At 34.8% G+C, this 14316-nt stretch carries 15 protein-coding genes and 1 pseudogene; 4 read left to right on the forward strand and 12 right to left on the reverse strand.

Features of this window, described 5'->3' with window-relative positions; genetic code table 11:
* Positions 1-158: 158 nt before the first annotated feature.
* On the forward strand, positions 159-725 hold the full coding sequence (locus ABNX05_RS03235) for a DUF4256 domain-containing protein (RefSeq protein ID WP_349658396.1): 567 nt from the start codon (positions 159-161) through the stop codon (positions 723-725).
* Between the two features lie 417 nt (positions 726-1142).
* On the opposite strand, the gene ABNX05_RS03240 is transcribed toward ABNX05_RS03235, so the two are convergent.
* The 3 genes from ABNX05_RS03240 to ABNX05_RS03250 all read right to left on the reverse strand — a co-directional run bounded on the left by ABNX05_RS03240 (position 1143) and on the right by ABNX05_RS03250 (position 3019).
* Positions 1143-1364 (reverse strand): helix-turn-helix domain-containing protein, encoded by a 222-nt coding sequence (locus ABNX05_RS03240; RefSeq protein ID WP_349658397.1) that lies wholly within the window; start codon positions 1362-1364, stop codon positions 1143-1145.
* A gap of 10 nt (positions 1365-1374) precedes the next feature.
* Positions 1375-1851, reverse strand: coding sequence for a DUF2975 domain-containing protein (locus ABNX05_RS03245; RefSeq protein ID WP_349658398.1), 477 nt, complete (start codon positions 1849-1851; stop codon positions 1375-1377).
* A gap of 343 nt (positions 1852-2194) precedes the next feature.
* Complete coding sequence (locus ABNX05_RS03250) at positions 2195-3019, reverse strand: DNA alkylation repair protein (RefSeq protein WP_349658399.1); 825 nt, start codon at positions 3017-3019, stop codon at positions 2195-2197.
* Positions 3020-3274: 255 nt separating this feature from the next.
* Between ABNX05_RS03250 and ABNX05_RS03255 the strand changes: the two genes are divergently transcribed.
* Positions 3275-4228, forward strand: coding sequence for a TRM11 family SAM-dependent methyltransferase (locus tag ABNX05_RS03255; RefSeq protein WP_349658400.1), 954 nt, complete (start codon positions 3275-3277; stop codon positions 4226-4228).
* Positions 4229-5225: 997 nt separating this feature from the next.
* Here the strand turns inward: ABNX05_RS03255 and ABNX05_RS03260 are convergent.
* Positions 5226-5714 (reverse strand): annotated as a pseudogene (locus tag ABNX05_RS03260) (hypothetical protein); the annotation flags it as partial.
* 187 nt (positions 5715-5901) lie between these two features.
* Positions 5902-6261, reverse strand: a complete 360-nt coding sequence (locus tag ABNX05_RS03265; protein WP_349658401.1) for a cupin domain-containing protein — start codon at positions 6259-6261, stop codon at positions 5902-5904.
* 967 nt (positions 6262-7228) lie between these two features.
* Between ABNX05_RS03265 and ABNX05_RS03270 the strand changes: the two genes are divergently transcribed.
* Complete coding sequence (locus ABNX05_RS03270; RefSeq protein WP_349658402.1) at positions 7229-7366, forward strand: hypothetical protein; 138 nt, start codon at positions 7229-7231, stop codon at positions 7364-7366.
* A gap of 86 nt (positions 7367-7452) precedes the next feature.
* On the opposite strand, the gene ABNX05_RS03275 is transcribed toward ABNX05_RS03270, so the two are convergent.
* The 3 genes from ABNX05_RS03275 to ABNX05_RS03285 form a co-directional block, all read right to left on the reverse strand.
* Positions 7453-8133, reverse strand: coding sequence for a serine/threonine protein kinase (locus ABNX05_RS03275; protein WP_349658403.1), 681 nt, complete (start codon positions 8131-8133; stop codon positions 7453-7455).
* A gap of 470 nt (positions 8134-8603) precedes the next feature.
* On the reverse strand, positions 8604-8990 hold the full coding sequence (locus ABNX05_RS03280; protein ID WP_349658404.1) for an SET domain-containing protein: 387 nt from the start codon (positions 8988-8990) through the stop codon (positions 8604-8606).
* 83 nt (positions 8991-9073) lie between these two features.
* Complete coding sequence (locus ABNX05_RS03285; protein WP_197143105.1) at positions 9074-9283, reverse strand: hypothetical protein; 210 nt, start codon at positions 9281-9283, stop codon at positions 9074-9076.
* A 357-nt stretch (positions 9284-9640) separates the two neighbouring features.
* Here ABNX05_RS03285 and ABNX05_RS03290 point away from each other — a divergent pair, with 357 nt between their 5' ends.
* Positions 9641-9982: a hypothetical protein gene (locus ABNX05_RS03290; protein ID WP_349658405.1), complete on the forward strand. Its 342-nt coding sequence runs from the start codon at positions 9641-9643 to the stop codon at positions 9980-9982.
* A gap of 135 nt (positions 9983-10117) precedes the next feature.
* Here ABNX05_RS03290 and ABNX05_RS03295 read toward each other — a convergent pair whose 3' ends face one another.
* The 4 genes from ABNX05_RS03295 to ABNX05_RS03310 all read right to left on the reverse strand — a co-directional run bounded on the left by ABNX05_RS03295 (position 10118) and on the right by ABNX05_RS03310 (position 14174).
* Positions 10118-10432 carry a thioredoxin family protein gene (locus tag ABNX05_RS03295; RefSeq protein WP_349658406.1) on the reverse strand — a complete coding sequence of 105 codons (315 nt, stop codon included), beginning with the start codon at positions 10430-10432 and terminating at the stop codon, positions 10118-10120.
* A gap of 289 nt (positions 10433-10721) precedes the next feature.
* Positions 10722-11738 (reverse strand): aminoglycoside phosphotransferase family protein, encoded by a 1017-nt coding sequence (locus ABNX05_RS03300; protein WP_349658407.1) that lies wholly within the window; start codon positions 11736-11738, stop codon positions 10722-10724.
* Positions 11735-12802: a ribosome small subunit-dependent GTPase A gene (rsgA, locus tag ABNX05_RS03305; RefSeq protein ID WP_349658408.1), complete on the reverse strand. Its 1068-nt coding sequence runs from the start codon at positions 12800-12802 to the stop codon at positions 11735-11737. Before rsgA ends, ABNX05_RS03300 begins: the two co-directional genes overlap by 4 nt.
* Positions 12803-13334: 532 nt before the next feature.
* A complete protein-coding gene (locus ABNX05_RS03310) occupies positions 13335-14174 on the reverse strand; it encodes a CPBP family intramembrane glutamic endopeptidase (protein WP_349658409.1) in 840 nt (279 codons plus the stop codon).
* Positions 14175-14316 lie beyond the last annotated feature (142 nt).

Genomic DNA, 14316 nt, shown 5'->3' on the forward strand with positions numbered 1-14316 from the left:
TAGGATGAAACTATTAAGGAAATGATTCGTATTTTATGATAAGCAAAATACTCCATAATAAATGGAGAACCCTATCATAAGTAAGAAATAAAATTTTTATTGAACTAACTGAGCAGTTCTGTCCAATTATGAGGATTAACAATAAGGAGGAAACTAATATGACAAAGAAAAATAAGGAGTTGTCACTAGAACAACGAGAGGTACTACTCAGAACTTTAAAAGCCCGTTTTGAGAAAAATATGAACCGCCATAAAGATCTTGAATGGACTGATGTACAAGCTAAGCTCGAAGCAAATATTGAAAAACTGTGGTCGCTTAATGAAATGGAAGGAACTGGCGGTGAACCGGATGTTGTTGGCCATGATGAAAAGACGGGCGAATACATTTTTTATGATTGTTCAGCGGAAAGTCCTAAAGGTCGCAGAAGTGTTTGTTACGACCGTGAGGCACTGGAGTCAAGGAAAAAGCACAAACCAGAAAATAACGCTATTGATATGGCAACTGCCATGGGCATTGAACTTTTAACGGAAGAACAATACCGAGAGATGCAGAAACTTGACAATTTCGATATGAAAACGTCGAGCTGGGTGCAAACACCTGCTAATATTAGAAAACTCGGCGGGGCCATCTTTTGTGATTATCGCTACGACACTGTTTTTGTGTACCACAATGGTGCAGATTCTTACTATGCAGCAAGGGGCTTCCGTGGCTCGCTAAGAGTCTAAATTTTTGATCTCATACCCAGGTTAATATCATTTAATCAAACTTTACTATAAAGCTACATCCAACTCTACAGGAAGAGGAGATAGCTCCACTATCGCGCAAGGAATGACATTAGGACTTACCAAAATTGGTAAGTCCTAATTTTTCACTGCTTATTGGGGAAATAAAGGATAAATTTGACACGAAACATGGCTCCATATTATAAGTGCTATTTCGTATTAGTATCCCCCAATTTAAAAACCAATACGAACTCAATTTTTTCTTCAAATCCTAATTAATCTTTATGAGATAAAGAAAAGGTTTCCACCAAAGTTGCGCCCTCTTATAGCTAATTATTAAAGTTAAGCCTATTGAAGCTGGCTCGGTTGTAACAGCCGTTGAAGGTTTAAACACTTATTTGTAAAGAATTTGTTTGTCTATTATTCTTCAATGTCTTTGTCACTTTTGTATTCTAAAATATCTCCAGGTTGACATTCTAAAGCCTTACAAATCGCCTCTAAAGTTGAGAATCGAATCGCTTTTGCCTTTCCATTCTTCAATATAGAAAGATTAGCCATTGTTATTCCAACTCTCTCCGAAAGTTCTGTCACACTCATTTTCCTTTTGGCCAACATCACATCAATATTGATTATTATTGACAAATTGAACACCTCAAATCATTAAATCATTTTCTAATTTTAGATCGATGGCTTCTTTTAAAAGCTTTTGAAGAACAGCAGAAAAGACTGCGATTATCATTGAAGCAAAGATAGGGACCATTCCGAAAATTATGAGACCTGGAGCATCATCTGTCTCTGCTGCAAGAAAAACAAATGGCATCATTAACACATACAAGATACTAATTGTGATTGCACAGTATTTTATTTTCTTTAAAGCTCTTACAGAAAGATTAGAGAACGCTTTGTTCTTATCAATGTAGCTTAGAAGTAGGAAAGCCTGATATAACGCAATGAAATACGGTATTACTGATACATACATAATAATTATACCAGGATATAGTATATACCAGTAATCTGGATTTGCTAGATTATTAGCTAACCAAAATAAGCCAAATATACAGAAAGCTAAAACGGGAGTTCCCATAAGAAAAACAGCTATTTTTAAAAAGAGTGTTGAACCTCGTTTCATAAAAAGCACCTCACTTAATTAATCTACGTTTGATTTTAAAACACTATTTATCGTTTTTCAATAAAAAAATATCTAAATTCATTATTTTTTTATTGAAAACCTATTATTCAATCCTCATCAATAGTAAAAAATACCATTTTTCATTTATGAAGAAATGTTTTTAAATGAAAACTATTCTGCTCCTGTAAGTAATTAACTACAATAAAAAGAGATCAATCCATATTGGATCAACCTCCTCAATCAATAAATATAATTCATAATGTTTGGCTATTGCTTAACATCAAATTACAAACATGGGCCTAGGGTGGTTTGTTGGCTTTATCGTCGTTTTCTCCTCAATTATTTAACCTTTTACGATTGTTCTTTGAGCCTTTTTAATGATTCTCTCAGTCGCTTTAGTTGGTGATGCTTTTTGCCATTCATCACAAAGGTTTATGACCCACTCTGGTTGAGTTTTACTAGCATCATTTAACCAGTTGCCGACAGAATCTTGAACATACTTTGATGGATCTGATTTTAGTAACTGTAGAATCGGAAGTGCGATTTGTGGCTCTTCTTTTAATCTTTCAATATGCTTTGTCCATACCCCGCGAGGACGGATTGATTCTAAACTAAACCTACGGATGTTTTCATCTTCACTTTTCGCCCATTCCGTTAACAAATCGACACTACTCTCAATATTAGCTGAAAGTTTCTCCCTAATTGACATCCAAGCAATTTCTCGGACACCAAAATGATGATCTGCTGCGAAAGATCGGATATACAACAATGCTTCTTCTAAAGAATGATCGTTGTTTTTATTCATAAACGCTGCCCAACATCGGACGCTATCAGATACATGAGTGGAACATTTTTTGATTAACTCCTCTTTTTTTGTATCACTTTCATTCATCATGACTGTATCTAATAAACTACCTATTAATCGTATAGCCTTCATTCCCGTTTCTACTTTTTGCTTCTCTATCTCTGTTAATATAAAGTCTAACTTTTCTTCTAGCCCTATTGACGGTAGCACATTTTTTACTAAAGTAATATGGTCAACAGCTTGCCATTCTGTTAAATTAACACTCTCTATTTTCCCTTGATTTAACAACATTAAAACTTCACTAGGAATATCGCTAGCCTTTCTAGCTCCCTTTCTATTTAAAACGTCTTCTTTTACAATCATTTAACACCCTCCTGCAATAATGGTTATTAAATCCGACCTATTCAAAAAAATGTCTATTTTTATATTATTTTTTCTTACAAAATATTTCCACTATTCCCTCTAATAAATTTCTCCTCGACATAATTGTGAATCGATATTGATATGGAGTAGCTTGATAGAGACACCTATGATACGATTACCAAATAACAACTTCATTTGTTTTTTATGAACATTAGTGAATTCAAGTGAACAACAACTTAAAAGGATGATAATCAATTGAGTAACGAACAAAATAACAGTAAATTTATATACACATATGTACATCATGTTGATGAATACGATCTGTGCAGAATGGAGATGCGTTCATTTTTTAATCTTGATTCCCAATCAAACTATATAATAAGCCCTATTAAAATTGATCCAAGCCGTAGCCCTTTTATGCAGGACAGACTTGAAGTGCTATTTGAAGATAACAGTATCGAAAACATCAAGACATTGGTGAAGGATTTAAAAGTAAAGGAAGCAACTTATAAAGTAGTTTGTTTAAATAGTATGGATATTGGTGATGAGAAGAAAATTCATCTGCCAGAGCGTCGAATGATAGAACGCGAGGTAGGATTGTGCATCGATGGCGAACCAGAACTAAATGAGCCTGAAGTTGTATTTGGTCTTATTTTAATAGATGGAATATGGTATTTTGGAAAGCATATGAAGAGTGAATCCATTTGGCATAATCATTTACACAAGCCACACAGTTATTCAACGGCACTAAGTACTAGAGTAGCTCGTACTGTTGCAAATATCGCAGTTCCACAGCCTCAAAATATCCGTGCGATTGATCCTTGTTGTGGTATAGGGACAGTAGTAATTGAAGCCCTTTCCATGGGGATTAATATAGAAGGGCGAGATATAAATTACAACGTTTGTCAAGGTTCCAGAAAAAACATCTCTTATTTTGGGTTAACAGGCAACATTACATTAGGTCCAATCTCCGAGGTTAAGGAACATTATGACGTCGCGATCATTGATTTACCCTATAACTTATTTACACATATATCAACCGAAGATCAATTTAATATTCTACAACATGCACGACGCATTGCCGATAAAGTAGTTGTCGTTACAATTGAAACAATTGATGACTTGATAGAAGATGCAGGTTTTGTTATATCTGATCGATGCGTTGCTAAAAAGCAATCATTTTTACGTCAAATTTTATTATGTGAATAAAAACCATCATATTGAAGATGTATATCTAATATATAAGACGAATCGCTTCAAACGCGATTTGCAATGAGAAGAAAGTAAACCTACTCCCAAGTTGCGAGGCGGAGGCGGTTTACTTCTTTTGTGTAAAAGTAAACGACAATGCAATTACTGAAACTATAAGCGATGAAAAACTTATAGCAACCATATTATCAAGACTTTTTTTATAAAACTATATATAAATACTAAGTAACTATAAAGGAAACTTATTAGGGAAGTATTTTTATTTTATTTTTACTGTTTTCTCAAAGATTGGTTTGATATTTCGTGAACCGAAAATTTAACTATAGCACCCCTTCGTATTATATGGTTTTATTATAGCAGTAGCCAGAGCTGAACGTAACTGACCTCCATCTTCGCTATTCATCCATTTTTTGTGAAATTCCAATACATTTTTATTTCGTTCTTTTTCATGTTTTTCCCTCCATTTTGCTTTTTCATTTTTTATGTATTGATAATACTGTATTAAGAAAAAACCGAATGCAGCTATGGGACTCTCTGCGGCATAAAAAAAGCATAGCGATTTATAACATAAAATGCAGGATGTGAAAGATTACACATGCAGGAGATACTAGCATAACCCCGTTCTAAATTTAGAACAGGGTTAAAAATATAGTTGTAAAACTATTAAGTTTTTCCTTACAAACTTTAAAAGTATATCATCTTCAGACGACATCATAACTCGCTATTTTGAAGATGTTGATATTGAAACACTTACGACTGTTCAACTAAAAGAGTACTTAGCAAAATCTAGTGTGTATCTTAAATCCTCTAGTCTTGCTCTCCAAATTCTTGCACACCTAAGTGGAAAGCGTAGGAAGGAATTTTATCAGAAATATTTTTAGTTAATTTAAAACAGAGAAACACCATAATAAATGTTTCTCTGTTTAATTAATGCTCCATTAGTTCAAGAATACAAATACTGACTCATTAAATATTTGTTTTTAACATCATTCTTTATTCAATTGGTCTGCCCTACAGCTACAATTTTGCAAGTTGAAATAGCAAATCTAAAGATTGGTTGGTTAGGACTTATTGGTAGAGTACCTAACACAATACCAAGACCTGTTTGTTCCACGGTAAAATCTAATGCAATAGATCCATTACTTGCCAAAAGATTAACTGTTGAACCAATAAGTGTATTCAGTAATTGTCTAATTGGTCGTTCGCGACAATTGCATTCACATCCAGATTCAACAGGCGGCAACAAATTGATAGTAGGTCCTGGTGGTAAAAAACCTACCCCTGTTACATCAGAAATATTTACAACATAGGTTGTAGTTCCATTTGTAACAGTAACTAAAAAATCATTCACCTCTACAATAGTGAATAAAAAAAGAAGAGGAGGTACATTAGGTTCGTCTGCAATAGTACCAAGAATTACAGTCTGGCCGACAAGTTGTTGTAAGACGGACTGAAGTGGAGAAACACAACAGTCACAAAGACATGAAGATACAGGAACTGAAGGACAATGACTATTAAGCGCTGTGTATTTAACCGGAGGACAACATCCGTTAGGTTTTATGCTAGTAATTTTCTTTTTTTCTGACATAATTTCACCCCACTATTTCTTATAGAGTATGCTTTTAAGAAATAGTAGTTTGGATTAAAAACTACAAGTTTTTATTGAACATTAACTATTTCTTTAAAGGCATAAATGATGATGGATTTAATTGTTCACTTTCAATAACAATAGCGTTTAATCCTGTGTCAGTTTTGGTTTCATGCCATTCATCTTTCTCCCAAAAGACAGCATCACCTAATTGAACTTTGGCATATTCTTCTTTTTCACCTCGAACATATCCTTCTCCATTCAAAACTAAAAGAAGTTGAGGTACTACTGCTTGATGAAAGCCAATAATTCCGTTTTCTTCTAAGTACATACAACCTACATTTGTTTGCATTTCTCCAGACTGGATAATACGGGATATAACAAAGTCTGAATCAAATTTAGTAATCTTCTTACCAATATTTTTACTAAAATTATATATCTCCATTTATACCTCCACAACGCTTAGAATTTATATATAATCATTCAAGATTGCTATAAGAAAAACTTATAATGTATTACATTAACCTGCTACGTTAACACAAGAAGCGATTGCTCTTATTAAACAATCGCTCCCCATTAGTTAAATAAAACTCACTTAATTGTTCTCAATACTATAAATATCAAATCAATATAGTATTTAACAATTAAAAAATGAACAGTATGCTAACTTAGAGAACGTTATCTACTGCCCTTACTTATAGTCACATAAACCATCATTGCTTCAAATTGGCATCAAGTCCTTTCCCTTCAAGGACTTAAAGAAAATAGGTGGAAATTTGATTACCAATCGCCCATAAAACCTCTATCTAGTTACTCTCTGAATATACTATATTTTAAGAATAACTCCTTTTTCGCGTAGAAATTCAAGTCACCTCAATGGACAAAAAAGCCCACTCTATTTGAATGAATAGTAGTCTTTTTCATATCTAGTGACTAGTTGAAAAATGATAGCGGTATATTTTCCAAAAAGTCTCTAACCATGGCAGGTTTATATCACGGTATTGTTTTGTATCATAGAAATAAAAACAAGGTACAACTAGGAAGAAGGCTACATGGAAAACAGAAAATAGAGAAGCTGAAAATCAGTTAAAGCTCTCTCTCCTTTCCATCTATAATGGATTATTTATTTACGACTGTTCAACTAAAAGAGAACTAGCAAAATCTAATGTGTATCTTAAACCCTCAAGACATGCTCTCCGAATTTCATTTTCAGAATCATTATCCCGATGGTCGCATGAAGAACCTATAAAATCAGTGGCTTAAATAAAAAAACCAAAAGTCGGAAAACTAATCTCTAGTTTTTAACTAAAAGAGAAATTGAACATTTACTTGAGCATGAAATACCCCCATGGAATAAGCTTGAGTTTATATTTTCAACGGGATGTAGAATTGGAGAAATTGTTTCACTAGAAATGAATCGTATTAATTGGTCAGAACGCTCTGCTATTGTTAAAGGTAAAGGAGATAAAATAATAAAGATATGCGCACCCATTGAAGTAATTCAAAGTTTAATGGAGCATGAAAAAAGTAAAACAACTTGGAAAACTTAGGAAGGAATTTTTTCAGAAGTACTTTTAGTTTAATTACTACAGAGAAACACCATAATAAAAGTTTCTCTGTTCAATTAATGTCCCTGTTAGTTCAACGTTTTTTTATACAGAAGTTTTAAAATTTTTTTTGAAATCTCTTCATATGAAGAATTCTTTCCCCACTGGTTATACCACTTTCGAATCATTTCTACTAACCAAAACGGCACAGAATTTCCATCTATTAAATGATAGTATTGTTCATATCCTTTTTTAAAATGCTCCCATCGAAAATCATTACCTTGTAGTGTGTATTCAGAGACATCAATTATTTTTGCTCTTCCGTTTTGTAGTAAAATATTTTTCAAATGGATATCACGGGGGTTAAGGCCCTTATTCCGAACATATTCTCTTGCATCCTCCACTTCATTTACAACCTGTTCTGGAATGTGAATACCTTGTAGAATGCAGTCAAAGAGTGTTTTTCCTTCTTCGTAACTTAGAACGAGGTATTCGTCGTATGAAGCAAAACATGTTGAAAAGTAAGGTGAATCTTCTAATATTTGATAAACATTTGCTTCAACTTTTACTTTGTGTACTTTGTCCTCGGCATATATTTTAAATGCATAAGCTGGTGCGGAAAGAGATTGAAAAACAGCCGCATCTGTCCCGACACCTATACACTTCAAATCATCAGCTTCCCCACTTATGGTTACTGGTTCGTTATTTGGATTTGAAAAAACTTTAATTTTAGAAAGAGAACCTATAGCTTTGTCCCAGTCGTTTTCCATATAATTTCTCCTTTCATTAGCAAAGAAAACTACACTATCCAATTACTTTTATAGGGATTCTATACCGCTCTTAACAAGAATAAAATTATACAAGGAAGTTCATAAATCTTTAACTAACACACCCGCAAGGCTTAAGTGGTACTATTTTCATCATTGTTTTGAATACCTCATTAACATATTCTTAGACTTTAAATAAATTACTGAACATCGAATTTTGATAACTCAACCAAAAGGGAATATATGTTCATTACTTAACTAAACTGCTCTGTTCAATAAGAAAAAAGAGCTGCCTATGCAACTCAATGATCTTTAAGAAAGTGTCACTATCAATATACTACTTTCTTATTCAAGTATTCGGCCTCTTCAGCACAAAAAGGAATTTCGCAGCAAACATACCTGATGGGCTAATAAACTCAATAACTTCAACAAAAAAAGCGTCAATCCTTGTTGGATCAACGCCCCCATTTATTTTAATCCTCTTTTTCCTGATCAAACCACAGTAGCTCTTTATCATCAACGTCGCCATTATAATTGATTAGAATTTCATCTCCGGCTTTAATATCCGTATAAGCAAAGAAATCAAAAGTTTGGTTTCTAAAATTAATCTCATACGTTGCATTAGGTTCATAAGAATGGTTAAACAACATACCATAACCAAGAAGGATAGCAGATTGGCCGATCCCGTACTCAAATGCGTAATCAGCGAGTAATGTTTGCTCAATGTGTTCATGTTGTTCATTTGGGTATGAAATGACAGGGGCTTCGTGTAAAAGCTGACCTTTTTTAATATCACACGTTGCAAATACCCCTCTATTGAATTCTCCATCACTTAATGGAGATGTTTTGATCTCTATCATGTTTGTTCTCCTACTCACTTTTAAAATATTCTTTGCAGCTGTAAACATTATCTAGTTCATTTAAACACTTCGTTTATCATTAATTAGCGTGATTCTTTTGGCGGTTGGCAAACGTCACATTTACGTTGATGTTTATTTTTAAACTTTGTAAATGTTTTTTCAAACTTGCTACCACACGCACATTTTAATAATAACTTTTGAGAAAAACCGTGATATTCAGTCGTTAGCAACTTACTTTCCGAATTAGTTTCAACAAATTCTTTAATTTTTTCAATCGTCCATTTTTTATTCAATCTTTTACACCTCTATATTTTATCTCTATGCGGAGGCTTTCATGGCATCCGTTCAGTTATAAGGAACGTCTTTATTACCTTAAGTTACTCATTATAACACGAGCTGGTATATAATCAAAACTGATTGAAAAATCATATTTGACTAACATCCTACTACAAACATTTATGTATAAAAGGTCTACTACTTTTATGATGGAGGAAACATCCCCTTGTTTTATTTATGACGGTACTTCTAATGTTACAAGCTTAATCTCGAAATGATTTAACACACGTTCTTGGAATGCACATTTACTCCACCGAATCATTCGTATTTTACAATATATGGTATTTTATTAATAAAAAAGGAGTGATATTTTGATGAATTCCTTTAGCAAATTTATACATTATATACTACCGCTCATGTTAACTTTCCAATTAATTTATTTCGGAATTCCAGATTTTGTGAAGCCTATTTTTGTTTATGAATATATTTTATTTTTCGGCGTATATTATTTATTTGCTATTCTTCAAGATTTTTTTAGTCCTAGTAAAAGAACAGATATATTACTACGAGTTGTCATGATCATTAGTTCTCTTATCCTATTGATTACATCCATCTACTATACTGCCACGTTTTCGATTATACTTTCTACGATAATGTTCGTTGCAATTAGTTTCTCATTATATTTAGAAATCAAGTCAAACAAGCAAGAAGAGTAATCTTTTTTGCTTGTCTGGCTTGATGATTATTATCGTGAAACATTCACCTCACTAATTTTGTATACAGACGGCTTTCTTTAAATAGAGCACCGTTTTAGATGTTCACCCAAAATGGTTGTACAGCTGTTTAACGAATCATATTCCAATCATTTGCTTTAGTTGTTCAAAAGGCACATATCCAATAATTGGTTCACGTAATTTATGATGAATAATCAATCGAGAATGAGGAATTCCCATTACCTTATATTCTGCTGCAATATCCGGGCTTTTCTCCACATTCACCCTTATAATTTTCACCTTACCACTGAATTCTTCATTCAGTTCTTTAAGCACCCCTTTGAACATTTTACACGGGCCACACCACTCAGCCCAAAAATTTATTAACACGATCTTTTTAGTTTTTAAGTGTTCTCTTAATTCTTCCTTTGTTGTTACTTGAACAATTGACATCCTTCTTTTCCTCCTTTGTGAAAATAAAAATCTTGAAGTTATAATATGTTTATTATTATGATTAGACCCTACTCTTTCCCTTTTAGCTCACAATAAAGCCTTTTTATAGGATCAATGTCCACGCCCCTATAGGTTCTAACTTGGGCTACTGATTGAATCTAAATAAAAAAGTTCAACCAGAAAGATCTGATTGAACTATATAATACGAATACCTCCGTAAATTGAATTAAATCTCAATTCACAGACTTTCATCCATTTGTATACATCGAATACACAATAGTAATATTTTCTACATATTTCTCATCTCATAGATTTTTTGCAAAGTATTAAGGTGCATTGATTTATCTTCGGGAGACGTAGCGAATTTATACCACTCCACAAGCCTGTACCCGAACATAGCAAGGATTAGTTCATAGATACAATGTTCAGATACATTGGACATATCCGCATATTCCGAAAAACCTCTGTAATATGCCGGAATGCATTTTTGGTAGTATTCAATCATATGACAGACGTCCGCTTCATCAGTTATTAAACTCGCGATATCCTCACCCATGTACCCCCATCCGGCGGTATCCCAATCGATAAGTACGATTTCATTATCCGAATAGAATATGTTTGCCACCCAAAAATCTCTGTGGCAAAGCACTATTGGTAACTTTTCGATTCGACTTAATATTTCGTCCGCATTGTTATCAATGTCTATGAGCATTTTACACAGATGCTTCGGGATTTCACAGTCATCTGAGCGTATATAATCATACAAAACATTCCATGACCGATAATGCAGATAGGAATTTTTCATATACTCAACATTGCTTAAATTGGACAAATTCTGCAACACTTTTGGCCTTTCAGTGTACAACCTTCCTTGAAATCGCCCCAATTCCTCTGCTATACGTTCATACATTTTCGAGGTTAGATTTAAGCCTGACACACCATCAATATATTCCATCCACAGTTGAATCTCATCGCCATTTATTTCGGTGTGATAACATTCCGGCCACCGGAACGAATCAGAGAAAACCTTTTTGAAATCCGATGTATAGAGGTCGAATTCCCTACGCCATGATTCCGGATCACCATAACGCTCAAATTTTTTCTGTGTTTTCCAAATCATCTTATACGGAAGATTTTCACCATCAGAAGTTTCAGCCATGCCTGTTACAAGCCGAACAATTCCTATTGTCCCTCCTTGCAACTCTTTAAGTTGATAATCTGCGCGGATTATCGTCTTGTCGAGCATTTTACTCAAAACAAGCGTCAGTATTTCGGGTTTTACAACCTTTTCATCATATTTGTTCATTTTTTGTATCCTCCCTTTTTACCCTTATGTCGCATGTCAATAGACTTTTGTCTCGCCTGTTTATCGATGAGATACTTCGATTTATCATCTACAAACCTGCTTTCCCGCTTCTGTACAAGGTAACGCTCCCATTGCTCTGGTGCCAATGATCCATCAGCAAGGGCAGCAAGAACAGCGCAGCCCGGCTCTGAATGATGGCGGCAATCATTAAAACGACACTGTGTGAATAATTCCTCCACATCGTTAAATCCCGCACTGATCCCGTCGTCCGCACCGAACAGTCCAAGTTCACGCATACCAGGCGTATCAATAACCATCGCACCGGACGGAAGCATAAAAAGCTGACGATGCGTTGTTGTGTGCCGTCCCCGACTGTCGGCCTCTCGGATAGCCTTGACAGTCATCACTTCCTGATTCATTAAAGCGTTTAGCAACGAGGATTTTCCCACACCGGACATGCCGAGTAATACAACGGTTTTTCCTGGTTGCAAATATTCACTCAACTCGTCTAAACCACTCCCGTTGTGGCTGGAAACTGCATGTACTGGCACATCAGGAGCGGCTTTTTTAACTTTAGCTAACGGTATGCTGAAATCCGGGACCAAGTCAGCTTTTGTTAAGATAACGACTGGCTGGCTGTTGCTCTGTCGTGCCTGTGTCAGGTAGCGCATGATGCGGCTGACATTGAAATCCCTGTTTAAGGACGACACGATAAATACGTAATTAAAATTCGTTGCTACTACTTGCTCCAATATAGTTTTGACATACCCTGCTGCATGTCCCGAATAGTTAGCACGGGAAAATTTCGAGCGGCGAGGCAGCAAATTGGCAATGCGGGAAGCACCATTTTCGTTGTATTGCAGAAATACAAAATCACCAACGCAAGGAAAATCCTCCCGAGATACCGCAGTGTGGTAGAAAGCGCCCTTCAATACAGCCGTAACTTCTCCTTGTTCGGTGATGACGGTATATTGCTCTCGCTGTAGTTCTGTAACCCTTCCAGGTATTAAACCTATCGGCGGTGTTTCGGCTGCGATATAGCCGTATTGTCTCAAATCAATCATTGAACCGACCCTCTCCCAAAAATTAAAGTTGTATTTGGGCATAAAAATACCGCGAACAAGCAGCCTCCTAAGAAGCTGCTGTTTCGCGGAGAATAGCCAAAAGTCGACTAAAATTAAAAAGGAATACGACTTTCATCGTATCCCGCTATCAGCAGTATTCACGAAAGGTTACTGTTTACGGCATAGCAAAAAAACAAGAGTGATATTCCCGCTTGCTCTTATGCCAAGCTATAATAAAAGATTGGAATTCACTATGCCCGATATTCGGTTAAATTAAAACCACCAATATGATATAAGTTGTCATTAATAACATCCCCTTCCACAGGAAAAACCTGGAATACGATTCACTTCTATAGTGTGCCATAACCCTTCACTATAAATCAACAGAAAATTTCGATTATATAAACTTTATCGGTCAGCTACCTCTCCAACTCAATGCCACAACTACCGCATTTAACATGAGAAAAGCCACCTTCGCTCTCGATTTGAAGGTGGCCTCTCGTGCCGAAGTAACTCAGGAAGCCCACTGCCATTAGTCAGCTTGTCCCTTTAGGGGTTGAAGTCTCAAATTTGTATCTTTCTGTCCATACAGTACATTCTTTGGATTGATAATGATGAATATAACCGCTGCAACAAAATAAAAAATGGCGTTATACATGATTAAATCGAGTAAGTTTCCGTTTATTAGCCCTATAAAAAAATTAAATAATTGATGGATAATGATTGGGATGACTAGATTTTTATTTAAGTTAAAAAATGCTGTCATGACGATTTTAATAGACATGATTGCTATCATAAAGAATAGAATATATTTGATTAATTCAATGCCTACAAGCCTTGTAGTAAACCATATGGGCAGATGCCACATACCCCACCAAAATCCAATGATGATCGACGCTTTTAATGGTGAATTCTTCTTTTGAAGCTCAAGTTGAGCGAAACCTCTCCACCCTAGTTCCTCTCCTAATGGTCCAGAAAGAAGGTTTTTAAAAAAGAAGTAAAACAGCATTCCCCAGGAAGAAACAGTAAAAATAGAGTCTACTTCATTATTTTTGGATACGAGAAACAAAACCATCAAAAATATGAAGGTTTGAATCCAAATCACATTAAGAATCACAGAAAATTTAAGTTTATTGTTGAATTTATCTTTTACAAATTGGATAAAACTTTGCCCTGGATAGATTTTTTTAAATAGAATTGCAAATGCAAAGGTTGAAGACCATGCTGATATGCAAAACATTACATCAATAACCCACGCAGGAAATCCTAACATGCTGATGACTCCTACAACACAAAAAAGTGGCAAAAAAATGATATTGGTTAGTAGAATAAAATTGGCTACTGGTTTTTTTAGTTTCTTTTCTTTACTCATGCATATTCCCCGCTTCAAACTAGTATTTCATAAATATATTTACGAATACCTTTAGCCTAAACCTAGGGGTTGCTCACAGGTCAATACTTTTCCCACCAAATAATTCGACGAAAAAATACCCTTCAAAAACAATGAAGGGTAA

The organism is Lysinibacillus zambalensis, from assembly GCF_040183165.1.
GTDB lineage: Bacteria > Bacillota > Bacilli > Bacillales_A > Planococcaceae > Lysinibacillus > Lysinibacillus zambalensis.

Bases quoted from the DNA above. Each gene is read 5' to 3' on its own strand.
- ABNX05_RS03235 (WP_349658396.1), top strand. From the start codon at position 159: ATGACAAAGAAAAATAAGGAGTTGTCACTAGAACAACGAGAGGTACTA.
- ABNX05_RS03245 (WP_349658398.1), bottom strand. From the start codon at position 1,851: ATGAAACGAGGTTCAACACTCTTTTTAAAAATAGCTGTTTTTCTTATG.
- ABNX05_RS03250 (WP_349658399.1), bottom strand. From the start codon at position 3,019: ATGATTGTAAAAGAAGACGTTTTAAATAGAAAGGGAGCTAGAAAGGCT.
- ABNX05_RS03265 (WP_349658401.1), bottom strand. From the start codon at position 6,261: ATGGAGATATATAATTTTAGTAAAAATATTGGTAAGAAGATTACTAAA.
- ABNX05_RS03270 (WP_349658402.1), top strand. From the start codon at position 7,229: ATGAATCGTATTAATTGGTCAGAACGCTCTGCTATTGTTAAAGGTAAA.
- ABNX05_RS03275 (WP_349658403.1), bottom strand. From the start codon at position 8,133: ATGGAAAACGACTGGGACAAAGCTATAGGTTCTCTTTCTAAAATTAAA.
- ABNX05_RS03280 (WP_349658404.1), bottom strand. From the start codon at position 8,990: ATGATAGAGATCAAAACATCTCCATTAAGTGATGGAGAATTCAATAGA.
- ABNX05_RS03290 (WP_349658405.1), top strand. From the start codon at position 9,641: ATGAATTCCTTTAGCAAATTTATACATTATATACTACCGCTCATGTTA.
- ABNX05_RS03295 (WP_349658406.1), bottom strand. From the start codon at position 10,432: ATGTCAATTGTTCAAGTAACAACAAAGGAAGAATTAAGAGAACACTTA.
- ABNX05_RS03300 (WP_349658407.1), bottom strand. From the start codon at position 11,738: ATGAACAAATATGATGAAAAGGTTGTAAAACCCGAAATACTGACGCTT.
- rsgA (WP_349658408.1), bottom strand. From the start codon at position 12,802: ATGATTGATTTGAGACAATACGGCTATATCGCAGCCGAAACACCGCCG.
- ABNX05_RS03310 (WP_349658409.1), bottom strand. From the start codon at position 14,174: ATGAGTAAAGAAAAGAAACTAAAAAAACCAGTAGCCAATTTTATTCTA.